This is a genomic window from Dyella amyloliquefaciens (assembly GCF_004296575.1).
Lineage (GTDB): Bacteria > Pseudomonadota > Gammaproteobacteria > Xanthomonadales > Rhodanobacteraceae > Dyella > Dyella amyloliquefaciens.
In genome coordinates this window covers 179,755-203,075 of the sequence record NZ_SAYT01000007.1, presented here as the reverse complement: position 1 = coordinate 203,075, position 23,321 = coordinate 179,755, and the positions used below count along the sequence as shown (strand labels likewise).

Annotated in this window: 25 protein-coding genes and 1 riboswitch; of the genes, 17 read left to right on the top strand and 8 right to left on the bottom strand. The window is 65.7% G+C overall.

What is annotated here, in order from left to right:
• Positions 1-6: 6 nt before the first annotated feature.
• Positions 7-1,272, bottom strand: coding sequence for a multidrug effflux MFS transporter (locus EPB08_RS16865; protein ID WP_130620280.1), 1,266 nt, complete (start codon positions 1,270-1,272; stop codon positions 7-9).
• A gap of 89 nt (positions 1,273-1,361) precedes the next feature.
• Positions 1,362-1,444: riboswitch (Fluoride riboswitch) on the top strand.
• A 64-nt stretch (positions 1,445-1,508) separates the two neighbouring features.
• Here EPB08_RS16865 and crcB point away from each other — a divergent pair.
• The 11 genes from crcB to EPB08_RS16810 all read left to right on the top strand — a co-directional run bounded on the left by crcB (position 1,509) and on the right by EPB08_RS16810 (position 11,808).
• Positions 1,509-1,895 (top strand): fluoride efflux transporter CrcB, encoded by a 387-nt coding sequence (gene crcB, locus EPB08_RS16860; RefSeq protein WP_130620279.1) that lies wholly within the window; start codon positions 1,509-1,511, stop codon positions 1,893-1,895.
• Positions 1,896-1,903: 8 nt separating this feature from the next.
• A complete protein-coding gene (locus EPB08_RS16855; RefSeq protein ID WP_130620278.1) occupies positions 1,904-2,242 on the top strand; it encodes a DUF190 domain-containing protein in 339 nt (112 codons plus the stop codon).
• Positions 2,243-2,330: 88 nt separating this feature from the next.
• Entirely contained in the window at positions 2,331-3,449 is a 1,119-nt protein-coding gene (gene cfa, locus EPB08_RS16850) for a cyclopropane fatty acyl phospholipid synthase (RefSeq protein ID WP_130620277.1), read from the top strand.
• 63 nt (positions 3,450-3,512) lie between these two features.
• Entirely contained in the window at positions 3,513-4,556 is a 1,044-nt protein-coding gene (locus tag EPB08_RS16845) for a proline iminopeptidase-family hydrolase (RefSeq protein ID WP_130620276.1), read from the top strand.
• Between the two features lie 20 nt (positions 4,557-4,576).
• Entirely contained in the window at positions 4,577-5,452 is an 876-nt protein-coding gene (locus EPB08_RS16840) for a TraB/GumN family protein (RefSeq protein WP_130620275.1), read from the top strand.
• A gap of 264 nt (positions 5,453-5,716) precedes the next feature.
• The gene (gene parC, locus EPB08_RS16835; RefSeq protein WP_130620274.1) at positions 5,717-7,954 is read left to right on the top strand and encodes a DNA topoisomerase IV subunit A; all 2,238 of its coding nucleotides are present in this window, start codon (positions 5,717-5,719) and stop codon (positions 7,952-7,954) included.
• A gap of 259 nt (positions 7,955-8,213) precedes the next feature.
• A complete protein-coding gene (locus EPB08_RS16830) occupies positions 8,214-8,729 on the top strand; it encodes a hypothetical protein (RefSeq protein ID WP_130620273.1) in 516 nt (171 codons plus the stop codon).
• A gap of 221 nt (positions 8,730-8,950) precedes the next feature.
• Complete coding sequence (locus EPB08_RS16825; protein WP_130620272.1) at positions 8,951-9,790, top strand: alpha/beta hydrolase; 840 nt, start codon at positions 8,951-8,953, stop codon at positions 9,788-9,790.
• 9 nt (positions 9,791-9,799) lie between these two features.
• The gene (locus tag EPB08_RS16820; RefSeq protein ID WP_130620271.1) at positions 9,800-10,165 is read left to right on the top strand and encodes an EamA family transporter; all 366 of its coding nucleotides are present in this window, start codon (positions 9,800-9,802) and stop codon (positions 10,163-10,165) included.
• Positions 10,166-10,169: 4 nt separating this feature from the next.
• Entirely contained in the window at positions 10,170-10,607 is a 438-nt protein-coding gene (locus tag EPB08_RS16815; RefSeq protein WP_130620270.1) for a DMT family transporter, read from the top strand.
• Position 10,608: 1 nt separating this feature from the next.
• On the top strand, positions 10,609-11,808 hold the full coding sequence (locus tag EPB08_RS16810; protein ID WP_130620269.1) for a DegT/DnrJ/EryC1/StrS family aminotransferase: 1,200 nt from the start codon (positions 10,609-10,611) through the stop codon (positions 11,806-11,808).
• On the opposite strand, the gene EPB08_RS16805 is transcribed toward EPB08_RS16810, so the two are convergent.
• The 3 genes from EPB08_RS16805 to EPB08_RS16795 form a co-directional block, all read right to left on the bottom strand.
• Positions 11,805-12,638, bottom strand: coding sequence for a CPBP family intramembrane glutamic endopeptidase (locus tag EPB08_RS16805; RefSeq protein WP_130620268.1), 834 nt, complete (start codon positions 12,636-12,638; stop codon positions 11,805-11,807). The two genes, EPB08_RS16810 and EPB08_RS16805, sit on opposite strands and share 4 nt — an antisense overlap.
• A gap of 102 nt (positions 12,639-12,740) precedes the next feature.
• The gene (locus EPB08_RS16800) at positions 12,741-13,616 is read right to left on the bottom strand and encodes an arginase family protein (RefSeq protein WP_130620267.1); all 876 of its coding nucleotides are present in this window, start codon (positions 13,614-13,616) and stop codon (positions 12,741-12,743) included.
• Complete coding sequence (locus tag EPB08_RS16795; protein ID WP_130620266.1) at positions 13,603-14,661, bottom strand: GNAT family N-acetyltransferase; 1,059 nt, start codon at positions 14,659-14,661, stop codon at positions 13,603-13,605. Before EPB08_RS16795 ends, EPB08_RS16800 begins: the two co-directional genes overlap by 14 nt.
• 228 nt (positions 14,662-14,889) lie before the next feature.
• Between EPB08_RS16795 and EPB08_RS16790 the strand changes: the two genes are divergently transcribed.
• The gene (locus EPB08_RS16790; RefSeq protein WP_130620265.1) at positions 14,890-15,144 is read left to right on the top strand and encodes an acyl carrier protein; all 255 of its coding nucleotides are present in this window, start codon (positions 14,890-14,892) and stop codon (positions 15,142-15,144) included.
• 19 nt (positions 15,145-15,163) lie between these two features.
• Positions 15,164-16,378: a beta-ketoacyl-[acyl-carrier-protein] synthase family protein gene (locus tag EPB08_RS16785; RefSeq protein ID WP_130620264.1), complete on the top strand. Its 1,215-nt coding sequence runs from the start codon at positions 15,164-15,166 to the stop codon at positions 16,376-16,378.
• Positions 16,379-16,418: 40 nt separating this feature from the next.
• Here the strand turns inward: EPB08_RS16785 and EPB08_RS16780 are convergent, their stop codons facing one another.
• The gene (locus tag EPB08_RS16780) at positions 16,419-16,793 is read right to left on the bottom strand and encodes a YciI family protein (RefSeq protein WP_130620263.1); all 375 of its coding nucleotides are present in this window, start codon (positions 16,791-16,793) and stop codon (positions 16,419-16,421) included.
• 115 nt (positions 16,794-16,908) lie between these two features.
• Here EPB08_RS16780 and EPB08_RS16775 point away from each other — a divergent pair, with 115 nt between their 5' ends.
• The 4 genes from EPB08_RS16775 (at position 16,909) to EPB08_RS16760 (ending at position 20,453) form a co-directional block, all read left to right on the top strand.
• Positions 16,909-17,967: an amidohydrolase family protein gene (locus tag EPB08_RS16775; protein WP_229238383.1), complete on the top strand. Its 1,059-nt coding sequence runs from the start codon at positions 16,909-16,911 to the stop codon at positions 17,965-17,967.
• Entirely contained in the window at positions 17,964-18,470 is a 507-nt protein-coding gene (locus EPB08_RS16770; protein WP_130620262.1) for a hypothetical protein, read from the top strand. The genes EPB08_RS16775 and EPB08_RS16770 overlap by 4 nt, the downstream gene beginning before the upstream one ends.
• A 52-nt stretch (positions 18,471-18,522) precedes the next feature.
• Positions 18,523-19,803 (top strand): kynureninase, encoded by a 1,281-nt coding sequence (gene kynU / locus EPB08_RS16765; protein WP_130620261.1) that lies wholly within the window; start codon positions 18,523-18,525, stop codon positions 19,801-19,803.
• 155 nt (positions 19,804-19,958) lie between these two features.
• The gene (locus EPB08_RS16760) at positions 19,959-20,453 is read left to right on the top strand and encodes a nuclear transport factor 2 family protein (RefSeq protein ID WP_229238382.1); all 495 of its coding nucleotides are present in this window, start codon (positions 19,959-19,961) and stop codon (positions 20,451-20,453) included.
• A gap of 75 nt (positions 20,454-20,528) precedes the next feature.
• Here the strand turns inward: EPB08_RS16760 and EPB08_RS16755 are convergent, their stop codons facing one another.
• The 3 genes from EPB08_RS16755 to EPB08_RS16745 are packed head-to-tail and all read right to left on the bottom strand — an operon-like array spanning position 20,529 to position 23,307.
• Complete coding sequence (locus tag EPB08_RS16755; protein WP_130620260.1) at positions 20,529-21,794, bottom strand: glutamate-5-semialdehyde dehydrogenase; 1,266 nt, start codon at positions 21,792-21,794, stop codon at positions 20,529-20,531.
• Positions 21,791-22,951, bottom strand: a complete 1,161-nt coding sequence (gene proB, locus EPB08_RS16750) for a glutamate 5-kinase (protein WP_130620259.1) — start codon at positions 22,949-22,951, stop codon at positions 21,791-21,793. The genes EPB08_RS16755 and proB overlap by 4 nt, the downstream gene beginning before the upstream one ends.
• Entirely contained in the window at positions 22,948-23,307 is a 360-nt protein-coding gene (locus EPB08_RS16745; protein ID WP_130620258.1) for a cupin domain-containing protein, read from the bottom strand. The genes proB and EPB08_RS16745 overlap by 4 nt, the downstream gene beginning before the upstream one ends.
• Between the last annotated feature and the right edge of the window lie 14 nt (positions 23,308-23,321).

Genomic DNA, 23,321 nt, shown 5'->3' with positions numbered 1-23,321 from the left:
GGAAGCTCAGTGGGACTCGGCGACTTCGGCCTGCAGTTCCGTTTCCAGCGTCGGCACGCGCGAGGCCGGTGGCGACCGGGGCGTCACGCGCTGGTACCAGCGCCATGCCCACCAGCCGATCAGGGTGAGCGTGCTGGCACCCAATGCGAGGTAGAGCATGCGGCTCGACAGCAAGGGCGACATCACGCCCGCAATGAACGCGCACAGCAGCAGGCTGCAGAACGCCTGGACGGACGATGCGCCGCCGCGCCGGTGCGGGAAACGATCGAGCAACAGCAACGTCAGCGTCGGGAACGCCAGCTGGACGCCCACGCCATGCAACACCAATGGCAGCACCGACCACGGCAGCACCGGATCGGTGGTCACCAGCGCGATCAGTACGTGCAACGCACACGCCGACAGCAGCGCCGCATAGCCGAGGTTGACCGTGTACACCACGCTGCGCCGGCTGGCCAGGCGCCCCGACAGCCACGCACCCAGCACCAGGCCACCCACCACCGGCAGGAACAGCCACGGGAACCCCTGCGCAGACAGATGCAGCAGGTCGCGCACGATATGCGGCGCCGAGGAGATGTAGAGGAACAGCCCGGCGAAGTTCACCGACAGCGAGATCAGCAACGGCCAGAACACGCGGTCCTGCCCAAAGCTCATATAGCCGCGTACCAGGTCCCCAAGGTGAAAGGACGTGCGCGCCGACGGCGGATGCGTCTCTTCCAGGAACAACACCAGCGCCACCGCCAGCACCAGGGTGAAGCCCATCAACACCCAGAAGATGCCGTGCCAGCCGTTGAGGAACAGCAGCTGCGCGCCGACGATGGGCGCGATCACCGGCGCCACGCTGAAGATCATCATCACGCGCGACATCAGCTGCTGGGCCGCCGCGCCCTCCAGGCTGTCGCGCACGACGGCGCGGCCCACCACCAGGCCCGCACCCGCGCACACGCCCTGCAGCGCACGGCAGGACAGCAGCATGGTGTAGGAAGTGGACATCGCCGCGCCGGCCGACGCCAGTGAGTAGACCACCATGCCCGCCACGATGACCGGCTTGCGCCCGATAGCATCGGCAATGGCGCCGTGGAAGAGGCTCATCACCGCATACGTGATCAGGTACATGCTGATCATCTGCTGCAGTTGCGTGCTGTCCACCCCGAAGTGGCTGCCGATCAGCGGAAACGCCGGGAACACGGCGTCGATCGAGAACGGGCCGATCATCGACAGTCCCGCCAGCAGCCAAGGCAGGCTGCGCCGGACGGGGCGCGGGGTAGAAGTCATGGCAAGGCGCAGGCGAGCGAGGAACGCGAAGTATAGCTGCGCCGCCCGTCGGCCCGAGCCATGACGTTCGGCCAATCATCCGCTAGCATGGGCCGCAGGGAGATGGCATGCCTCCCGCTCCGGCCATGCGCACGGGGCAAACCACCTTAGGGTTGATGATGCCTGCACCGCCGGATCTCCCGGGGCGCAGGCGCGTGCCTGTTTCCGGGAAGTCCCCATGACTTGAGGAGACGAACGTGGGCTTTACCGGTTTTGTGGCTGTTGGCATCGGGGGAGCGCTGGGCTGCTGGCTGCGCTGGACCCTCGGCGTGCTGTTCAACCCCGTCTTTCCCACGGTGCCGCTGGGCACCCTGGCCGCCAACCTGATCGGCGGACTGCTGATGGGTGTCGTGCTGGGCATCTTCGATCACTTCCAGACCCTGCCGCCGGAGCTGCGCCTGTTCGCGGCAACCGGTTTCCTCGGCGGCCTTACCACGTTCTCCACGTTCTCGGCCGAGTCCACCACCCTGCTGCTGCGCCAGCAGTATCTTTGGTTCGGTGGGCACCTGGCCTTGCACCTGGTCGGTTCCATCGCGATGACCATCTCCGGCATTGCCCTCACCCGCGCCGTGTTGCGCAGCTAGGAGGAAGCATGGAAACCCAAGGCGTCCTGATCAGCTTCTACTGCCATACGCGTGCCCGGCACGAAGGCAAGCTCGTTTACGAATGGCTGCTGGAACATGCGAAGAAGCATGGCATCGGCGGCGGGTCGGCTTTCCGGGCGATCTGTGGATACGGAAGGCATGGGGTGTTGCACGAGGAGCAGTTCTTCGAGCTCGCCGATGACCTCACCGTGAAAGTGGAATTTATGCTCGGCACACAGCAGGCCAAGTCCTTGCTCGATACCGTACGTGCTGTCGGCATCGATGCGGTTTACGCCATCAGCCCCGCGAGCTTCGGTACGTTGGGTAAGCCCGGTAGCACGGCATGATGAAGCCCTGCCCGCCGCCCGGGTGAGTTTCGGGGTGACGGACTGAATTCACGCCAGCTACTTCTTCGTCACGCTACACGAGGAACGCATGAGCCAGGATTCACTCAAATCACGCGCTGCCACCCTGCTTGAGCACGCCGGCATCCGCCTCGACGGCTCCGCACCGACCGACATGCGAGTGCACGACAAGCGCCTCTATGCACGCGTTTTCGCCCACGGCTCCCTGGGCCTGGGCGAAAGCTACATGGATGGCTGGTGGGACGCCGATGACCTGGCGGGCATGTTCACCCGCATGCTCGGTGCCCGCCTGGATACCGAGCTGAAGTCGCTGGACACGCTGCTCGCCCATCTCAAGGCACGCTTCATCAACCTGCAGCGTGGCGAACACGCGTTCGAGATCGGCAAGACCCACTACGACCGCGGCAACGACCTCTTCCAGGCCATGCTGGGCAAGCGGCTGGTGTATTCCTGCGGCTACTGGGCCGAAGCGAACAACCTGGACGATGCACAGGTCGCCAAGCTCGACCTGATCTGCCGCAAGCTGCGGCTGCAGCCCGGCCAACGCGTGCTGGACATCGGCTGTGGCTGGGGCGAGGCGCTCAAGTACGCCGTGGAAAACTACGGCGTGAAGGGCGTCGGTGTCACCGTGTCGCAGGAGCAGGCCGAGTTTGCCCGCGAGCTGTGCACCGGACTGCCGGTGGATATCCGCCTGCAGGACTACCGCGAACTCGATGAACCTTTCGACGCGGTCTTCTCCATCGGCATGTTCGAACACGTCGGTGCCCTGAACTACCGCACCTACTTCGAAGTGGCGCGCCGCTGCATCCGCGACGACGGCCTGTTCCTGCTTCACTGCATCGGCAGCAACGGCACACCAAGCCGCCCCGACCCGTGGATCGAGAAATACATCTTCCAGAACTCGATGATCCCCGCTGCCTCACAGGTAACCGCCGCGCTGCAGGACCTGTTCGTGGTGGAGGACTGGCACAACTTCGGCGCGGACTACGACCGCACGCTCACCGCATGGCGCGCCAACTTCGACGCCGCCTGGCCGGAGCTTTCCAAAAACTATGACGGCCGCTTTCGCCGCATGTGGCATTTCTACCTGTCGGTATCCGCCGCCATATTCCGCAGCCGCCGCGACCAGCTCTGGCAGCTCACGCTGAGTCCGCACGGCATACCGGGCGGCTATCGCGTGCCTCGCTGATCGGCTTGCACCTCCGGTGACCGCGGACGATAGTGCGCAAACTGTTCCGGGGGGAAAGTACTCATGAAGGCACGCCTGCTCCTGCTGTTCGTGATCGGTTGCGCATGGTCAGGCCTGGGCCTGGCCGCTCAGACGCCGCCAACGCTGGCCTCCTATTTCGACCGCACGGGCCACGACGACGTGCTCGGCGGCGGCGTCAAGCAGATCGAGATCAGCACGCCCAAGGGCAAGTTCCACGTCTGGACCAAGCGCGTGGGCAACAACCCGAAGCTCAAGGTGTTGCTGCTGCATGGTGGCCCCGGCGCCACGCACGAGTATTTCGAGGCCTTCGACAGCTATTTCCCGAAGGAAGGCATCGAGTACTACTACTACGACCAGCTTGGCTCGGCCTATAGCGACCAGCCCAAGGACGAGTCGCTGTGGACGACGGATCGCTTCGTCGATGAAGTGGAACAGGTCCGCCAGGCACTGCACCTGGACAAGGACAACTTCTGCCTGCTCGGCCATTCCTGGGGCGGCGTGCTCGCGATCGAATACGCGCTGAAGTACCAGCAGCACCTCAAGTGCCTGGTCATCTCCAACATGATGGACTCCATTCCCGCCTACAACGCCTACGCCCGCGACGTGCTGGAACCGGCGATGGACCCGAAGCAGCTGGCCGAGGTGAAGCAGATGGAGGCCAGCGGGCATACCGACGATCCGCGCTACATGGCCATTCTTGGGCCCATGCACTACGAGCAGCACGTGCTGCGCATGCCGCAGGCGCAGTGGCCCGACCCGGTCAATCGCGCCTTCGCTCACATGAATGATCAGATCTACGCACTGATGCAGGGCCCCAGCGAACTGGGCGCGAGCGGCAGGCTGGAGCACTGGGACCGCAGCAAGGACCTGCACAGGATCACCGTGCCCACCCTGGTGATCGGCGCGAAGTACGACACCATGGACCCTCGCTACATGAAGGCGATGGCGGCCAGTTTGCCGCACGGTCAGTTCCTGCTCTGCCCCAAGGGCAGCCACATGGCGATGTACGATGACCAGCAAACCTATTTCGACGGCCTGACGCGCTTCCTGCTCGCCGTCGAGAACCAGCCGGCCGCCTCGCCGTGAGGCGCGCCACAGGAGTCGTAGTGAAATTGCTCGTCCGTCTTGGCACTGCCCTCGTCCTCAACCTGCTGCTGGTCGCCACGGCGTTCGCCCAGCCCGGCCTGTGGGTCGTCAAGCAGGGCGAGGCCACGATCTACCTGTTCGGCACCGTGCACCTGCTGCCGTCGGATACGAACTGGGGCTCGCCCTCGCTGGACAAGGCGCTCGCCGACAGCCAGCGGCTGAGCATCGAGATCGTCGACGACGACAGCCCGGCGATGCAGGCACTGGTGATGCAGCACGGCGTGGACTTCAGCCACCCGCTGTCGACCAAGCTCGACGATCGCGACATGCATCGCCTGGAAAAGGCCGCCACCGATGCCAAGGTGCCTGGTGGCGTGGCCTCGCTGCAGCCGATGCGACCCTGGCTGGCCGCGCTGACGCTTACCGTGGCGCCACTGGTGCAGTCCGGCATGGACCCCAGCCAGGGCGTGGACAAGCAGCTCAAGGCGCGCATGCAGCAGGCCGGCAAGCCGGTCGACGGGCTGGAAACCTCCGAGAAGCAGATCCTCATGCTGGCCGACCTGCCCGAGGCCATGCAGCTGGACTTCCTGCGCCAGTCGTTCAAGGAAGTGGCCGACGGCCCTGCCAAGCTGCGCGAGCTGGTCGACGCCTGGCGTCGTGGCGACACCGACGCCATCGCCAAGGTCGAGGACGAGGACCTGCGCAAGGAGAGCCCGATGCTGTACCAGCGCCTGATCGTCGAGCGTAACGAAGCCTGGGCCAGGACCATCGCCGAACGCCTCAAGCAACCCGGGGTGAGCTTCATCGCGGTCGGCGCCGGTCATCTGGCCGGGCCGGACAGCGTGCAGGCACAGCTGCGCAAGCTGGGCGTCGAGAGCAGCCGCATCCGCGACTGAAGCCCCAGCCTTCCCTTGTGGGAGCGCACCCTGTGCGCGACCGCAGCGCCCCGATACGCCGCGGCCGCGCAGATGGGGAGCCCCCCCCTTAGGGACCAGCCGATCCCGCATTTCCGCCCTGTTGGCTTTTCGCGCACTGGGTGCGCTCCTACAGGGTGACGTCGATAGGTCGGCCCACACCCCCCCCTCGCCCCCCATCCCCCCTTTCTGGCACCATCCCCCGGTTAAGCGCGCCGCCCGCGCGCAGGCGAACGACGTAACCGCATGAATCTGCAAGCCAATTTCGAACAGATCCCGCTCAAGGAGTACGCCGAGCGGGCGTATCTCGACTACTCGATGTACGTGGTGCTGGACCGCGCCCTGCCCTTCGTGGGCGATGGCCTGAAGCCGGTGCAGCGGCGCATCGTGTACGCCATGAGCGAGCTGGGCCTGGCCGCCACGGCCAAGCCGAAGAAGTCCGCCCGCACCATCGGCGACGTGATCGGCAAGTTCCATCCGCACGGCGACACCTCGTGCTACGAGGCGATGGTGCTGATGGCCCAGCCGTTCTCGTACCGCTACCCGCTGGTCGACGGCCAGGGCAACTTCGGCTCGCCGGACGACCCGAAGAGCTTCGCCGCGATGCGCTACACCGAGTCGCGCCTGAGCCCGATCGCCGAAGCCCTGCTGGGCGAACTCGGCCAGGGCACGGTGGACTGGGTGCCGAACTTCGACGGCACGCTGGAAGAACCCAGCTGGCTGCCGGCGCGCGTGCCGCACGTGCTGCTCAACGGTTCGATGGGCATCGCCGTGGGCATGGCCACCGACATCCCGCCGCACAACCTGCGCGAAGTGGTGAGCGCCTGCATCCGCCTGCTGGATGATCCGGACGCTACCGTCGCCGACCTGTGCGAGCACATCCAGGGTCCGGACTACCCGACCGAAGCGGAGATCATCACCCCGCGCAACGAGCTGCTGGCGATGTACCAGGGCGGCACCGGCACCGTGCGCGCCCGCGCCGTCTACCATATGGACGACGGCAACATCGTCATCACGGCGCTGCCGCACCAGGTGAGCCCGTCCAAGATCCTCGAGCAGATCGCCGCGCAGATGCGTGCGAAGAAGCTGCCGATGGTGGAGGACCTGCGCGACGAGTCCGACCACGAGAATCCGATCCGCCTGGTGGTGGTGCCGCGCTCCAACCGCATCGACGCGGCCGAGGTGATGCAGCACCTGTTCGCCACCACGGACATGGAGAAGAGCTTCCGCATCAATCTCAACATGATCGGCCTGGACGGCCGTCCGCAGGTGAAGGATCTCAAGCGCATCCTCGGCGAGTGGCTGCAGTTCCGCACCACCACGGTGACGCGCCGCCTGGAGCATCGCCTGGCCAAGGTCGAGCGCCGCCTGCACCTGTTGGAAGGTTTGCGCATCGCCTACCTCAACCTCGACGAGGTGATCCGCATCGTCCGCACCGAGGACGAGCCCAAGCAGGTGCTGATGGCGCGCTTCCGCCTTAGCGAGGAACAGACCGACTACATCCTCGAGACCAGGCTGCGCCAGTTGGCCCGCCTCGAGGAAATGAAGATCAATGCCGAGCGCGACCAATTGGAAGAGGAACGCGCGCGCATCAATGTGCTGCTGAAGTCGCCGGCCAAGCTCAAGGGCCTGATCAAGGAAGAACTGCGCGCCGACGCCGCCAAGTTCGGTGACGACCGCCGCTCGCCGCTGGTGCAGCGTGTAGCCGCACAGGCGCTGGACGAAAGCGCGCTGGTCGCCAGCGAACCGGTGACCGTGGTGCTCAGCCAGAAGGGCTGGATCCGCGCCGCCAAGGGCCACGACATCGACGCCGACGGCCTCAACTATCGCGAAGGCGACAGCCTGCTCGCCGCCGTGAAGGCACGCACCACACAGCAGATCGCGGTGATCGACTCCACCGGCCGCAGCTACTCGACGCCGGCACACACGCTGCCGTCCGCACGCGGCAATGGCGACCCGCTGACCGGCCGTTTCAGCCCGCCGTCGGGCGCCAGCTTCGACGCGCTGGCCGCCGGCGACAACGACACCCGCCTGATCCTCGCCACCGACCATGGCTACGGCTTCGTGACCCGCTTCGAGGCGCTCACCGGCCGCAACAAGGCGGGCAAGCAGATCATCACGTTGGGCGATGGCGCCAAGGTGCTCGCACCGCAGGTCAGTGCCGATCCGGCGCGCGACCGCATCGTGGTGGTCACCACCGAAGGCCATCTGCTGATGTTCTCGGTGGCCGAGCTGCCGGAACTGGACAAGGGCAAGGGCAACAAGCTGATCGACGTGCCCAAGGCCAAGCTCACGGCGGGCATCAAGGTCGTCGGTGTTGCCGTGGTCGCCGAGGGCAAGGGCCAGGTGACGCTCTTCGCCGGCCAGCGCAAGCTCACGCTGAAGTGGTCGGACCTGGTCGAGTACGGCGGCAACCGCGCCACCCGCGGCGGCCTGTTGCCGCAGGGGCTGCGTCGCGTCGAGCGTATCGAGACCACCGGCTGACGCGTACGCTCCTCCTGTAGGAGCGCACCCAGTGCGCGACCGCGGCGCTCCGATGCGCCACGTTCGCGCACTGGGTGAGAACCTGTCAGACATGGCCGTTACCGCGTTTCCGCCTTGTTGGCTTTTCGCGCACTGGGTGCGCTCCTACATGGCAGCAGGCGGATGCAGGAACTTCAGCCCTGCATCCGGGATCGAACGTAAACGTGTGCACACCGGCGACGGTTGCGCGTTAGAGGTCGTACGTCCCCGGAGTTTTTCCATGAAGACCGCCTGCACCATCGCCTTCCTCGCTGCCAGCCTGCTTTCCGCGACCGCCTGGGCGCAAAGCAGCAGCTCGCCGCTGAATCTGAAGATTCCCGCCAACGTACCGGCCGCGCCCGCCAGTACGGCGACGCCCGTAGAGACGGACGCGAGCCGGGCTGTCGCGGCCAGCACGACCACCGCGGCACCCACGAACCAGGCCAACCAGGCCAGTCCCGGCAACAGCGCCTACGCCAAGGATCCGCCGGGCACCTACTACGGCGACACCAGCGGTCGGCTGGGCGATTCACAGGCCGCCATCAGCCAGCCACCTGCCGTCACCTGCGACGACGCCACCTACAACCAGCCCCAGGTACATGGCGCGGTCAGCACGGGCGTCATGTCGGGCAGCCATACCAGCGGCAGCTATACCGCCGGCGGTGTCACGCTCAGCCAGGCCTTTGGCAGCTGCCAGCATCCCACCGGCGGCATGAGCATTTCGGTGAGCGGCGGCAACTCGCATTACGGCCACTGAGCCCGGCCCTGCCCCGGCGCCCGATGCCGCGAATTCCGGCGTCGGGGACCGTTCACGTTGAAGGCTCCGGATACGCCGAAAACGAGCGCTGTTGCGGCCTCCGGGGGGCGAAAGTTCTTGGAAAGGCGGGGCCTCCAGACTGGCTCCATGGTTTCCTGCAATGTCCCCAAGCGCCAGTCGCTTAGCCTCACGTCCCCGTCCTGCTGCACCGGAGCTCCCCAGTGATCCAGAACGTCGAGTTCCGCTTCGAAGGCGGTCGCAGCGGTGTGCTGCTCATTCACGGTCTCACCGGCACGCCGGCCGAGATGCGCCTGGTCGGCAAGGGCCTGAACCGCGCCGGCTTCAGCGTGTACGGCATGCAGCTGGCGGGTCACTGCGGTGATGCGAAGGACCTGCTCGCCACCAACTGGCAGGACTGGTACGCCAGCGTCGAGAAGGCTGCCGAGCAGTTCCGCCATGAGGTGGACCACCTGTTCGTGGCCGGCCTGTCGATGGGCGCGGTGCTCGCGCTCAAGCTCGCTGCGGATCATCCCGACTGGGTGAAGGGCGTGGGCGTCTATGGCGCCACCTTCAAGTACGACGGCTGGGCCACGCCGTGGTACGGCAAGTTCTCCTTCCTGCTGCCGCTGATCGACAAGCTCGGCATCGGCCGCAACTGGATGGTGCACGAGGAAGAGCCCTATGGCCTGCGCGACGAGCGCCTGCGCCAGCAGATCAGCTCGCTGATGCTGGGCGGCGACAGCGCCGCGGCCGGCCTGCCAGGCAACCCGTGGCCGTCGCTGGCCGAGATGTACAAGATGGCCGCCGTGGTGCGTCGCGACCTGCCCAGGGTCAATGCGCCCTGCCTGATCGCGCACGCCACCGAAGACGACATCGCCAGCATCGAGAATGCCTACCTGGTGGAGCGCTCGGTATCCGGTCCGGTGGAAACGCTGTGGCTGGAAGACAGCTATCACATGATCACCATCGACCGCGAACGTCGCGTGCTGATCGATCGCTCCGCCGCGTTCTTCCAGCAGATCGCCGCCACCTACGAACCCGCCGCCCGCGCTGCCGCCTAAGGAAGTCGCATGACTCCCCTGGTCGTTGCACTGTGGCTGTTGAACGTCACCCTCGACACCGTCGGCCAGCTTGCCTTCAAGGCGGCAGCCGGCGATCCGCGTGCGGGCGACGGCGTCGCGCGCTGGAAGTACATGGCAGCGCGCCCGTGGATCTGGATCGGCGTGGTGTCCTACGTCGTCGAATTCCTGGTGTGGATCGCCTTCCTCTCGCTGGTCGATCTGTCCGAAGGCGTGCTGCTAGGCTCGATCAACATCGTGGTGATCATGATCGCCGGCCGCATCCTGTTCAAAGAAAAGCTGACCCCGCTGCGCGTGACCGGCATCCTGCTGGTGACCGCCGGCGTGGCCATCGTCGGCGTGGCTGGCGGAGGTTGATCGCATGAGTCGCACCCGCTTCTACGCCATCGGCTTCACCATCCTGGTGCTGTTCGACACCCTGGTGCAGCTGAGCTTCAAGTACGCCGGCAACCACGCCTTTCCGCCCGAAGCGAACTGGGCGTGGATCGTGCGCGTGTTCGGTCATCCGTGGATCTATGTCGCGGTGATCGGCTACGTCGGCAACTTCTTCACCTGGATGACGCTGCTCAAGCACGCGCCCATCGGCCCGGCCTTCGCCGTCACGCACCTCGAAGTGGTCAGCGTGATGGTGTTCTCCATGTGGCTGTTCCATGAACCGCTGACGTGGCCTCGCATCATCGGTGCGGCAACCATCGTCGCCGGCATCGTCTGCCTCGCCTTCGCCGAAAGCGGCGCCCATCCCGAAAACGACGCGCCCACCGAAGCCAAGGGTGCGTTGGGCGTTACTGCGGGCGATTGACGTGACGCGCGAGCTGCCGCCCACTGCTGGACTGCCGCTCCGCCTCAACGACCTGTGGCCGGGACGCGCTCCGTTCGCCGAACGCGTGGCCGCCTGGCTTGGCGTGTCGCACCTGCAGCTCGAATGTTCCGGTACTGCCGCGATGGTGGTGGCGCTGCGTGCGATGCATCGCCTGCGCCCGCAACGCGATGAAGTGATCGTTCCCGCCTGGACGTGCCCGTTGGTGGCGCTGGCGATCCATCGCGCCGGCCTCAAGCCGCGCCTGTGCGATCTCTCGCCGAACCATTTCGACATGGACCTCGCGCAGCTGGCGACGCAGGCGAATGCGAAGACGCTCGCCATCGTTCCCACCCATCTCGCCGGCCGCATCGCCGACGTGAATGCGTCCCTCGACATCGCCCATCGCGTGGGTGCGTATGTGCTGGAGGACGCGGCCCAGGCCCTGGGCGCGATGCAGGACGGCCGCAGTGTCGGCCTGCTGGGCGATGCCGCTTTCTTCAGCCTCGCCGTAGGTAAGGGTCTCACCCTGTTCGAAGGTGGCCTGCTGCTGACGCGCGATGTGGTACTGCGCGACGCCTTTGCCGCAAGCCACGACGCCACCATCAGGCCCGATGCGCGGATGGACTGGCAGCGCGCGCTGGAGCTGATCGGCTACACGCTGGCCTATCGTCCTTCGCTGCTGTCGCTGGCTTATGGCCGCCCGTTGCGCAAGGCGCTTGCCGAGGGCGACCCGGTCGCCGCCGTCGGCGACGATTTCGGGCCGGATATTCCGCTGCACACCGTGAGTGACTGGCGACAGGCAGTCGGTGCACGCGCACTGGAACGCCTGCCGGCCTTCCTGGAGGCCACGCGGACGCAGGCGCTGCCGCGCGTGTCGCGCCTGCGGCGCATCGCCGGCATCACTGTGTTCGACGATGTTCCCGGTCAGCGTGGCGTGTGGCCGTTCCTGCTGTTGACGCTTCCCACCCAGGCCCAGCGCGACAAGGCGCTGCGAACGCTCTGGACGGCGGGCCTCGGTGTCAGCCGCCTGTTCATCCATGCCCTGCCCGACTACGGCTACCTGCGTGACGTCGTGCCCGATGCGGCGTTACCCAACGCCCGGGACTTCGCCGCACGCTCGCTCACCATCACCAACAGCCCCTGGCTGGACGATGCGACGTTCGAGTCGATCTGCTCGGTGCTGGAACAGGCGACGGGCTAGTCCTGCTGGCCCGCGCCGGGCGCCTCGGCAATCGCTGGCGAGCCGCGCTTGCCGAACGACAGAAAGAGCAACGCTCCCACCGCCAGCACCACGCACGGGCTGATCAACGACATCCCGTGCTCGGCCGGCACCACCACGCCAAGCATCACGATGGCGTTGGTCGCGGCATGCATGAACACGCACAACAGGATGCTGCGCGTCCGGCTGTAGAGCCAGCCGAACAGCAAGGCGTTGCCCACCACACCGACCAGGAACGGACCGAACTGTCCGTGGTACTGGCTGACTCCGGGCAGAAAGAACAGCGGCAGATGCCATATCGCCCAGATCGGGCCGATCATCAACGCAGCGCGCGCCTGCCCCAGGATCGGACCCCATGCATCCTGGGTCACGCCACGCCAGCCAAACTCCTCCAGCCCACCACCGATGATGGTCATGGCAAACAGCAGCGGGAACACATACCAGGGCTTGATGGCCAGCTGGCTCGACACGGCCAGATGCAGCGCGACGGCGATCCCTACGGCAACAAAGGCCAGCGCAATCGGCAAACCGATCGCCACCACGTACCACACGGGACGCACGCGCCATCGCAACACGCGCTGATTGAATTCGCGCAGCGGCGCTTCCCTCCGGGTGAGACAGACGGAGACATAGGCCGCGATGGTCGGCCCCAGGCCTCCGAGCGCGTACAGCGTCATGAACGGCCATTCGCCGTAAGCCGTCGCCTGGGCTTGCGCCAGCAGGATCAAGGTGCCCCACGCGCACCAGCTGATGCCAAAGGCGAACGCGAGGAAGACCTTCGCACGACGACGCAAGTGAACGAGCTCGGCCATAACGAACACATCGTCCAAACGGTCACCGGAATGAGCCGGCACTCCGTTACGCTGTATTGCCCTGAGCCACTCTCCTGCCGTCAGGAGAGTCGATACGCCGGCTTACACACTGCTTTCGGCGATCGCAGCTAGCAGACGGGTATTGAAGGCCCGCTGCTGCGCCTGCCAGGCATCCAGCTCGCTTTGCGGAATCGGCTCCTGCCCGTCCATGCCGCTCAACAGCCGCTTCCACCACGTGCTGTACCGGTACGCGGAAACCTCGCCATTGATGTCGCTCGCCACAATGCGTCCACGCAAAGCCTCGATGATGGCCATCGCGTGCTCTTCTTCCAGGCGACCCTGGTCCCAGTTGGTGCGCGCGGTGTCGACGCTGAATGCGTCCTTGTCGATCGAGAGGTAGGTAGCCTGCGGCGCCTGGCGCAACTGCTGGATGAACGCACCGGTGAGCTCGTCCGGGTCGTCGAAACGGCGAAACGCGTCGGAAAGGCCCAGCTTCGCAGCCCAGTCCACGTTCACGTCCATGCACCAGTAACTGAGCTTGCCGGCCTTAAGGGGGCGCAGGTAGTTCTCCCATGCGTGCTTCGCACCGATGTCGCCCGAGGTGATACCCACCACGTGCACATGCGTGACGTACGGCAGCATGGCAACCCGGCGCACCCACGAACCGCAATGGATGCCCCATGGGAACCGCATGTTGTCCGGATGGTTGTCGAACACCACCAGCTGGAACGGCCCACGCGCGCGCTGGCGTTCCACCAGCGGCCAGGTGAGGTGGTGATAGTCCCCCGAGCCCATCAGCACCGTGCCGTAGCTGGCGGGCGCCTGTGCGTCGAGCTTGGTACGCAGGCGGTTGAAGGTGCGCAGCGTGCAGCCGAAACGGATCGCCTCCTGCCAGTCCGACAGGGCGATCGTCGTCGCGCCCGGTATCTCGCCTACCGAGCTGTCGAAGTCCAGGATCAGTGGTTCACGCTTGTTCATGCGTTGCCCATTGGCTGTCGCTTTCGAAGAACCGACCCAGCCTGCGCGCCAACATGCGCAACAACGGGTTGCGCAGGTAGATCGCGTGCCGGGTCAGGGTGAATTTTGCACCCAGATAGGACTTGATTTCAGGATCCGTCCAGCCTGCCACGTAATGGGTGAGCCCTTGCTCACGTGCGAAAGCCAGATTGTGGAACCAACTCGTGAAATAAAGGTTCTGTTCGCGTGCCTGCGGGTAAGCGAAACCGACGTATTTGTCGATCAGCTTGCCTTCCACCACGAAGCACAGGTTCCAGCCGATCATCGCGCCTTCGTGCCGGTAGACGAACACTACGCCACCGTTGGCCGCATCGCGCAGCACCGCCGCGAAGAAGTCGCGGCTCAGCTTGTCGAAGTGGATTTCGCTCTGCGCATACACGTTCTCGTAGAGCGCGTAGTACGCGTCGACAACGGCATCGTCGGCAAACGCCGCATCACCGCAGCGCACCGCCTCCACTGCCACGTCGTCGCGTTTGCGCAGCTTGCGCCGGATGTCCTTGCGGCGACCGGAAGAAAGGCGCGAGAGGTATTCGTCTTCACTGGCAAAATCGATCGGCACATAGGCCAAGGCCTGCCCTTCCAGCAGCACGAAGCCGTTGTCGGCACACGCGTCGGCAAAGCGGCGGCACCATTCGGCCGCATCGGCGTCGAACAGCGGCGAGGCCTGGGGTACGTCCTTGACGATCAGCAACCGTTGCCGGCGGCCCAGCTCGTCGCGCAGTGAGCGCGCCAGGGCGGAAGGATCGACACCATGCGGAAACAACGCGTACTCCGACACCGTGGTGCCCACGAACGCCGTGCGCCAGCGCAGCAGCTTCCCCCACCAGCCGTAGCCGGGTGCGTGCATGACCTTGTCGCGCGCCTCGGCATCCGCCGTGGTGAGCAGGTCGAAGGGTGCCACGAAGGCCGGCGTACCCGCCGCCTCGAGCACGCTGAAACCGATGGGGGGATGCTCGGCGAAGCGGGCGACCAGGGCATCCGGCTCAAGCTGGTTCAGATACCGCACACGGCACTTCCATGGGATACAGACCGCATAGCATAAGGCCCCGCGCGCCCTTGCGGCAGGCCCGCCCCCGGCCAAAGGTTCGTGAAAGGCAGGCGCGGCACGATGTCTACGTACCGTTCCGTATGCACCGGCGTTCTGGACTTTGCCGTGGCGGTTGGTCAGGCTTTAACAGGAGGCATCCGAGCGATGCCGCACCACCCCGGCGCCATGGAAACCAGGAAAGCACACATGAGCACAGTTCAGCAGGAAACCTTCGACATCATTGCGAAGCAGGCCAAGATCGACATCGCCACGATCAAGCCCGAGTCCACCCTCAAGGACCTTGGCATCGCCTCGCTGGACGCCATCGAAGTGCTGTTCGACCTGGAAGAACACTTCAACATCAACCTGCCCAACGAAGACACCGACTTCGACAACGGCACCGTCGGCCAGCTTGTCGAGGCGATCGAACGCCAGATCGCCCTGAAGTCCGCCGAGGGCTAAGCAAAGAGCCTGCTCAACCATGCGTCGTATCGTCATCACCGGCATGGGCGCGATCTGCGCCCTTGGCCACGATGCGCCTTCCGTCTGGAAGGCGATGACCGAAGGCCGTTCCGGCATCGGTCCCATCCATCACATCCAGCCGGGCCAGTTGCGCAACGGCGGTATCGCGGCAGAAGTGGTCAACTACGATCCGGCCAACTTCTTCGACGAAGCACGCCGCTCGCTGCTCGATCCCTTCAGCGAATACGCGCTGATTGCCGCCAGGGAAGCCATCCAGCAATCGGGCATCAGCTTCGAGGGCGAGGCGGCTTCGCGCACGGCGGTGGTGATCGGCACGGGTGTCGGTGGCGAAACGACGCGCGATGACCTCTACGAGCGCCTCTATGGCGAGCACCAGGGGCGTTTCCATCCGCTGGGCATCGTGCGCATGATGATGAACGCACCGGCCAGCCAGGTGAGCATGGTGCACGGCATCACCGGGCCCTCGTTCGTGGTGGCCAGCGCCTGCGCCTCGTCGAACCATGCCTTCGCGCAGGCCGCCATGATGATCCGCAGCGGCCTGGTCGATGCGGCCGTGGTGGGCGGCACCGAAGCTTGTATTACCTTGGGTACCTTGCGCGCCTGGGAAGCCATGCGCGTGCTGGCCCCCGATACCTGCCGCCCCTTCAGCCAGGGCCGTCGCGGCCTGGTGCTGGGCGAAGGCGCGGCGATGTACGTCATCGAAACGCTGGAGTCCGCTCAGCAGCGCGGCGCGGAGATCATCTGCGAACTGGTCGGTACCGGCATGAGCTCCGATGCGGGCGACATCGCCGCACCGTCGGACATCGGCGCGGCGGCTGCGATGAACATGGCGTTGCGCGACGGTGGCCTTTCTCCCGACCAGGTGGACTACATCAACGCGCACGGCACCGGCACCGTAGCGAATGACAGCACCGAGACGCGCGCCATCCATCGCGTCTTCGGCGAGCATGCACGTGAGCTGTGGATCTCCTCGACCAAGCCCATGCATGGCCATGCCCTGGGTGCAGGCGGTGCACTGGAACTGGTGGCGACCATCGGCGCCATCCACGATGGCATCGTGCCACCCACGCTGAACTACCTCGGTCCCGATCCGGCCTGCGATCTCGACTACGTGCCGAACGAAGCGCGAGAGCGCAAGGTGGATGTCGCGATCAGCAACTCGTTCGCGTTCGGCGGCCTCAACGCGGTGGTGGCGGTTCGCCGCGCACCGTAAGCGGAGGCATGGGTCCTCTCCCAACGCGGGAGAGGATGCTTCAGGCCCCGACCCGTCGCCTCACCGCATCCATATCGCGCACCGGGCGCACCTCGATCCGGCCCATGCTCGCCCAGGGAAATAAACTGGCGATGCGCAGGGCGTCGTCCATGTCCCGGGCTTCGATCAGGTTGAAGCCGCCGAGATACTCCTTGGCTTCGGCAAACGGCCCGTCCATCACGCTCATCTTGTTGTCGCGCATGCGCAACGACTTGGCCTGTGCGGGCGATTCGAGCTGCATGGAATCGAGCAGGCAACCTTCCGCACGCAGCGCGTCGGCCTTCTCGAAACAGCCCTTCATCATGGTGTCGAACTCGCCTTGCGGCAGCGCATCGAGCAGGGCGTCGTCGTTGTAGATCATGACCAGGAACTTCATGCTGCCTCCCATGGCGAGCGCGGCGTCAGCGCGCCGTCCATGATGCCGCCATCGGGCGACGGATGCACGTTCAGGGGCGTCCCAGGCCAATGTGCGACCGCGGCACGACGCGGTCATGCCGAAGGCCTACACTCGGCGTATGCTCAAGATCGATACCCACGCCCATATCCTGCCCCGCGACTGGCCCAACCTGGCGGCCAAGTACGGCGACGAGCGCTTTCCGGTGATGATCCACAACGATGGACGCCACCGCATCTACAAGGACGGAAAGTTCTTCCGCGAGGTGTGGGATTCGGCCTTCGACGCGCAACAGCGCATCGACGATTACGCACGCTTCGGCGTGGACGTGCAGGTCGTATCGACCGTGCCGGTGCTGTTCTCCTACTGGGCACCCGGCTATCAGGCGCTGGAGCTGCATCGCCATCTCAACGACGACATGGCGGCGCTGTGCAATGCGCATCCACGCCACTACGCCGGTATCGGCACCGTGCCGCTGCAATCACCGGAACTCGCCATCCGCGAGCTGGAACGCTGCATCGACGAACTGGGTCTGCAGGGCGTGCAGGTTGGCTCGCATTGCAACGACTGGAACCTGGATGCGCCGGAGCTGTTCCCGTTCTTCGAAGCCGCTGCCGACCTCGGCGCCGCGGTGATGGTGCACCCCTGGGACATGATGGGCGCCGCCAGCATGCCCAAGTACTGGCTGCCCTGGCTGGTGGGCATGCCGGCCGAGCAGTCGCGTGCCGGCTGCTGCCTGGTGTTCGGCGGCGTGCTGGAACGTCTGCCGAAGTTGCGCGTGATGCTGGCCCACGGCGGCGGCAGTTTCCCCTGGAGCATCGGCCGCATCGAGCACGGCTACCGCATGCGCCCGGACCTGGTGGCCACCGATAACCCGCGCAACCCACGCGAGTACCTGCAACGGCTGTATTTCGACTCCTGCGTGCACGACCCGCACGCCCTGCGCTATCTCCTGGATGTGACCGGGGTCGAGCGCGTGATGCTGGGGACCGATTATCCTTTCCCCTTGGGGGAACAGCATCCTGGCAGTGGCATCGAGGCCTTGGGCCTGGATGATGTCGCCCGTGCGCAGCTCTTCCATGGCACCGCCCTGGAATGGCTGGGGCTGCCGCTCCACCGATTCGAACCCAACGCCGTCCCACAGGAGCAGGCATGAGTTTCTTCCGCACCACGGTTTTCGTCGCTGCCCTCGTGTTGGCTGGCGCGTCGCACGCCACTGACATCAGCATGGCAGGCGGCAGCGTCAACTTCAGTACGCCCGACCAGTGGGTGGGCATCATGGAAACCCAGGGCGATCCGGAAGTGCGCGTATTCCAGGTGCCCGATCCGTCGGCAACGGGCAGCACCAGCCTCGCCCGCGTGACGGTGACGGTGAAGCAGGTGGCCGACGTCAGCGCATTCCAGCAATACGTGAGCGGCGCCATGAGCAAGGCCAAGTCGCTGACCGGCTACCAGGCGGCCACCGGCCAGGGTGCTGACAGCTTCGTGTACACGGCGCAGGAAAACGGCGCCCCGTACAGCTACAGCGAGCGTTACTGGTTCAAGGACAACCACGCCATCCAGCTGCGCTGCGTGCGTCCCTCGCAGAGCCAGGCGGGCGCCCAGTGGAAGGCCGCCTTCGACAAGGGCTGCGATGCCATTGCCGCACGACTGAAGTAAGCTGCCTTCTTCTCGCCGCGCCACCCGGCGCGGCGCAAAGAAGAGAGTTGCCATGTCCGCAGGCTACGAAGCCACCCTCGCCTGGGCCCAGGCCCAGGATGCCGCCGATCCGCTGCGTGCCTTCCGCGACGAGTTCCTGATTCCTCCGCACGAAGATCGCGACAGCCACTACTTCTGTGGCAATTCGCTGGGCCTGCAGCCGCGTGCCGTGCGTCCCGCGCTGAGCGCGGAACTCGACTACTGGGGCGAGCTGGGCGTGGAAGGCCATTTCAAGGGCCGCCTGCCGTGGATGGACTACCACGAATTCGTGCGCGACGACCTCGCCGCTGTCGTGGGCGCACAGCCCCATGAAGTCGTGGCGATGAACACGCTGGGCGTGAACCTGCACCTGATGATGGTGAGCTTCTATCGCCCGACGCCCGAGCGCTACGCGATCCTGATCGAAGCGGGCTCGTTCCCGACCGATCGCTATGCGATGGAGTCGCAGGTCCGCTTCCATGGTTTCGATCCCGCCACCGCCTTGATCGAGCTGGAAAGCGACGAGCCGAACGGCACCCTCTCGATGGCAGCGATCGAACGCGTGCTGGCCGAGCACGGCTCCCGCATCGCGCTGGTGATGTTGCCGGGCATCCAGTACCGCACCGGCCAGGCCTTCGATCTCGCCGCCATCACGCGCCTGGCGAATCGCCACGGTTGCATGGTGGGCTTCGACCTCGCGCACGCCGTGGGCAACCGGCCATTGCAACTGCACGACAGCGGCGCCGACTTCGCCATCTGGTGCAGCTACAAGTACCTCAACAGCGGACCGGGCGCCGTCGGCGGCGCCTTCGTGCATGAGCGTCACGCACGCACCACCCTGCCCCGCTTCGCAGGCTGGTGGGGCCACGACAAGACCACCCGCTTCCAGATGGGCCCGCAGTTCGAACCCACCTATGGTGCAGACGGCTGGCAGCTCAGCAATCCGCCGATCCTCGCGCTCGCGCCCCTGCGTGTGTCGCTGGAAATCTTCCGTCGTGCCGGCATGCAGCGGCTGCGCGAGAAGTCGCTGCACCTCACCGGCTACCTGGAATGGCTGGTGCACAGCCAACTGGGCGACGTACTGGACGTGGTCACGCCACGCGATCCGGCACGCCGTGGCGCGCAGCTCTCCATCCGCGTGCTGGGCGGCCGTGAGCGCGGCCGCTCGCTGTTCGAGTACCTGATGGAGCACGGCATCATCGGCGACTGGCGCGAACCGGATGTCATCCGGATCTCGCCCGCACCGCTGTACAACCGTTTCGCCGACTGCCTGGCCTTTGCCGAGGCCGTACGCGCCTGGGCTAACCGGGGCTGAGGCAAACGGACGTCCGGACGGCCGGATACTGTCCGCGGACATGCCTGGCCACCCGTCGTCGCAGCGACCCTCAAGGCAGATCAAGACCTTGCGTCGCCCCTCGTGCTGGCACGCCGATTGCGTAATGATCGGCACCACCCAGCCAAGGACTGACCATGCGCAACGTACTGCACACCCGCCTGACCTGCCTGCTGCCGGCGCTGTTCGCCATCGGCATGGCCCATGCCGAGTCACCTGCGCCGCTGCCGACCGGCGATGCGCTGGTGCGCGTCGTCAACGAACTCGATACGAAGGTCTTCGACGCCTATAACACCTGTGACCTCGACACGTTCGGCAAGTACTTCGCCGACGACGTGGAGTTCTATCACGACAAGGGCGGCCTCATGACCTCACGGGACGCCGTGGTGGACGCCACCCGCAGGAACATCTGCCACAAGGTGCGCCGCGAACTGGTAGGCAAGCTCGAGGTATATCCCATCAAGGACTTCGGCGCGATCGAAGCCGGCACCCACCGCTTCTGCGAGATCGGCAGCAAGGGCTGCCAGGGCCAGGGCAAGTTTCTCCACATCTGGCGCTACAAGGATGGGCAGTGGCAGATGACGCGCGTGGTGAGCTATGACCACCGCAGCCTGGAAAACCCAGTCAAGTAATCCGCTGCATCAAAAGACCGGTGCACGAGCGACCCTGTCGTCTCCGTGCACCGGCATCACACCGGTGAAGTCGCATCAGCCGACGCAGCCCTCCGGATGGCGCACCTGGCCGTCGCCACGCACCACGAAGCGCTCGATGGTGAGCGACTCGGCTCCCATCGGGCCATAAGCATGCAAGCGCGTGGTCGAGATGCCGATCTCGGCACCCAGGCCGATCTGCCCGCCATCGGAAAAACGCGAGGAGACGTTGACCATCACTACGGCCGAGCGCAGTGATTGAACGAAGCGTTGTGCCGTGGCCTCATCACGGGTCGCGATCACCTCGGTGTGATCCGAGCCGTAACGTCGGATGTGCGCGATCGCGTCATCGAGGTCGTCCACCACGCGTACGGCCAGAATCAGGTCGAGGAACTCGGCCGCGTAGTCATCATCGCTCGCAGGGAGCGCGCCAGGCGCGAGGGCACGCGTCGCATCATCGCCACGGATCTCCACGCCACGTGCTTTCAGCGGGGCTGCAGCAAGCGACAGGAACTCGCCGACGACCTCACGATGGACAAGAAGCGTCTCCAGCGCATTGCATACGCCGGGGCGCGAAGTCTTCCCGTCCACCAACAAGTTGAGCGCCAGCGAGAGATCGGCCGCACGATCCACATACAGGTGGCAAACACCTTTGTAGTGCTTGATGACGGGTACGCGGGCATGCTCCGTGACGAAACGGATCAACCCCTCGCCGCCGCGGGGAATGGCCAGGTCGACGATATCACTGAGCTGCAGCAGCTCGACCATGGTGTCGCGGCTGAGATCCTCCACCAGCGTGACCACGGCTCTCGGCAATCCGTGTGATGCGAGCGCCTCGTGTAATGCTGCCGCGATCGCGCGATTGGAATGGATGGCTTCGGATCCACCACGCAGGATCACGGCGTTGCCTGCCATCAGGCACAGGGCTGCTGCATCAGCGGTTACATTGGGCCGCGCCTCGTAGATCATCGCCACGACGCCCAAGGGAATGCGAACGCGCTCGACGGTGATGCCGTTCGGCCGGGTCTCTCGGCGCGTCACTATGCCGACCGGGTCTGGGAGCTCCGCTACATCGCGCAACGCCTGTGCGATGACTGCGACGCGCAATTCGTCGAGCCGCAGGCGGTCAAGCATGGCGCCCTGCACACCTTTCTCGGCAGCGGCGCGCATGTCCAACGCATTCGCCTCGAGGATCGACGCCATGCCATGCTCCAGCGACGAGGCCATGCCGCGCAGCAAGGCACGTTTGGCGTCAGTGCCCAGCATGGCCACGACAGGTGCGGCTTCACGGCAAGCCATGGCCAGCGAACGGATGTCGCTCATGCGTCACTCTCTCCTGTTTCAAAGTCGGCCACGGCCGCCAGATCGTCTCGATGGACGATCTCCGCGCCATAGCTGTAACCAAGCAAGGATTCGATCTCGCGGCTGTGCTTCCCCGCCAGTCGGCGGGCTTCGGCAAAGCCGTATTGGCTGAGGCCGCGAGCGACGTGCCTTCCGGCGTCATCGACGATCTCGACCAGATCGCCGCGATGGAAATCGCCACTGACCTCGAGCACGCCACCCGGCAACAGCGAGGCCCGCCCACCGACCAGGGCCCGTACGGCACCGGCATCCACATGGATGCGCCCAGGTGCGGCCGGTGCGTGCCGCAACCAGTATTTTCGAGCCTGCATACGGCTGCGCCCGGAAGCGAACAGCGTGCCGCGAAGCTGGTTCTGCCCAAGCAGACCGACAGCGGCCTGTTCCCGGCCACTGAACAACGCCGTGGGGATACCGGCAGCGGCCGCCTTGGCCGCCGCCTCCAGCTTGGTATGCATGCCACCGGTGCCGACTGCGCTACCGCTGCCGCCGGCCATGGCGAGCACCTCAGGCGTCAGCGCATCCACCCGCGCGATAGGCACAGCGCCCGAATCGCGCCTCGGATCGGCGCTGTACAGCGCATCGATATCCGAAGCGATCAGCAGCAGGTCGGCATCCACCAGCGCTGCCACGATGGCGGCCAGGTTGTCGTTGTCGCCGAGCTTCAGCTCGTCCACCGCCACGGTGTCGTTCTCGTTCACCACGGGCAGCACATCGAGCGCGAGAAGCTCGCGCAGCGTGGCGCGTGCGTTGAGATACCGGCGGCGATTGCGCAGGTCGTCATGGGTGAGCAGCACCTGCGCCACCGGACGCGGACTGAGCGACTGCCAGAGCGCGATCATCGGCGCCTGTCCCAACGCCGCGAGCGCCTGCCGTGCCGCCAGGTCGCCGCCCGAGGGGGCATGCGCGCGCAGTTGTGCCCGGCCCGCCGCCACGGCACCGGAAGAGACGAGTACGACCTGCCGACCCGACGCCCGACTGGCACTGATGAATGCCGCTATCGCCTCGGCATAGCGCGCCGTGAGACCGCCACCATCGGCGGCCAGCAGGTTGCTTCCCACCTTGAGCACGGCACGACGCCACGAGGGCAAGGCCTGGGTCGCGATCGCTGCGGGGCTCATGTGGCGACCTCAACCGGTGCGTCGATTCGATCGCCATGGCTACGCGGCGAGGAGACCACCAGCATCCGCGCATCGACAGCCGCATCGTTTCGGACCTGATGGGCCATGCCGGGAGGAACATGCAATCCCTCCCTTACCCGCAACCGGTACGTCTCGCCCTCCAGCTCGATCGCGAGCTCGCCTTCGAGCACGTAGAAGAACTGGCGTGCATGGGCATGCAGGTGGCGGCGCTCGGCCGTGCCGACCGGCATGCGCTCCTCGATCACGCTGAGGTCGCTACTGGCCAGCAGGTGCCAACCATCGCAACCTTGTCCCCATGTGTAGTGTTCGGCATTCCCTGTACTGACAGTCCCCATGCCGAAACTCCTGT

Bases quoted from the DNA above. Each gene is read 5' to 3' on its own strand.
- EPB08_RS16800 (WP_130620267.1), bottom strand. From the start codon at position 13,616: ATGAACAAGCGTGAACCACTGATCCTGGACTTCGACAGCTCGGTAGGC.
- kynU (WP_130620261.1), top strand. From the start codon at position 18,523: ATGTCCGCAGGCTACGAAGCCACCCTCGCCTGGGCCCAGGCCCAGGAT.
- EPB08_RS16755 (WP_130620260.1), bottom strand. From the start codon at position 21,794: ATGAGCGACATCCGTTCGCTGGCCATGGCTTGCCGTGAAGCCGCACCT.
- EPB08_RS16780 (WP_130620263.1), bottom strand. From the start codon at position 16,793: ATGAAGTTCCTGGTCATGATCTACAACGACGACGCCCTGCTCGATGCG.
- EPB08_RS16790 (WP_130620265.1), top strand. From the start codon at position 14,890: ATGAGCACAGTTCAGCAGGAAACCTTCGACATCATTGCGAAGCAGGCC.
- EPB08_RS16845 (WP_130620276.1), top strand. From the start codon at position 3,513: ATGAAGGCACGCCTGCTCCTGCTGTTCGTGATCGGTTGCGCATGGTCA.
- EPB08_RS16865 (WP_130620280.1), bottom strand. From the start codon at position 1,272: ATGACTTCTACCCCGCGCCCCGTCCGGCGCAGCCTGCCTTGGCTGCTG.
- EPB08_RS16745 (WP_130620258.1), bottom strand. From the start codon at position 23,307: ATGGGGACTGTCAGTACAGGGAATGCCGAACACTACACATGGGGACAA.
- EPB08_RS16855 (WP_130620278.1), top strand. From the start codon at position 1,904: ATGGAAACCCAAGGCGTCCTGATCAGCTTCTACTGCCATACGCGTGCC.
- EPB08_RS16820 (WP_130620271.1), top strand. From the start codon at position 9,800: ATGACTCCCCTGGTCGTTGCACTGTGGCTGTTGAACGTCACCCTCGAC.
- EPB08_RS16830 (WP_130620273.1), top strand. From the start codon at position 8,214: ATGAAGACCGCCTGCACCATCGCCTTCCTCGCTGCCAGCCTGCTTTCC.
- EPB08_RS16760 (WP_229238382.1), top strand. From the start codon at position 19,959: ATGCGCAACGTACTGCACACCCGCCTGACCTGCCTGCTGCCGGCGCTG.
- cfa (WP_130620277.1), top strand. From the start codon at position 2,331: ATGAGCCAGGATTCACTCAAATCACGCGCTGCCACCCTGCTTGAGCAC.
- EPB08_RS16785 (WP_130620264.1), top strand. From the start codon at position 15,164: ATGCGTCGTATCGTCATCACCGGCATGGGCGCGATCTGCGCCCTTGGC.
- EPB08_RS16805 (WP_130620268.1), bottom strand. From the start codon at position 12,638: ATGGCCGAGCTCGTTCACTTGCGTCGTCGTGCGAAGGTCTTCCTCGCG.
- EPB08_RS16815 (WP_130620270.1), top strand. From the start codon at position 10,170: ATGAGTCGCACCCGCTTCTACGCCATCGGCTTCACCATCCTGGTGCTG.
- EPB08_RS16770 (WP_130620262.1), top strand. From the start codon at position 17,964: ATGAGTTTCTTCCGCACCACGGTTTTCGTCGCTGCCCTCGTGTTGGCT.
- EPB08_RS16775 (WP_229238383.1), top strand. From the start codon at position 16,909: ATGCCGAAGGCCTACACTCGGCGTATGCTCAAGATCGATACCCACGCC.
- parC (WP_130620274.1), top strand. From the start codon at position 5,717: ATGAATCTGCAAGCCAATTTCGAACAGATCCCGCTCAAGGAGTACGCC.
- proB (WP_130620259.1), bottom strand. From the start codon at position 22,951: ATGAGCCCCGCAGCGATCGCGACCCAGGCCTTGCCCTCGTGGCGTCGT.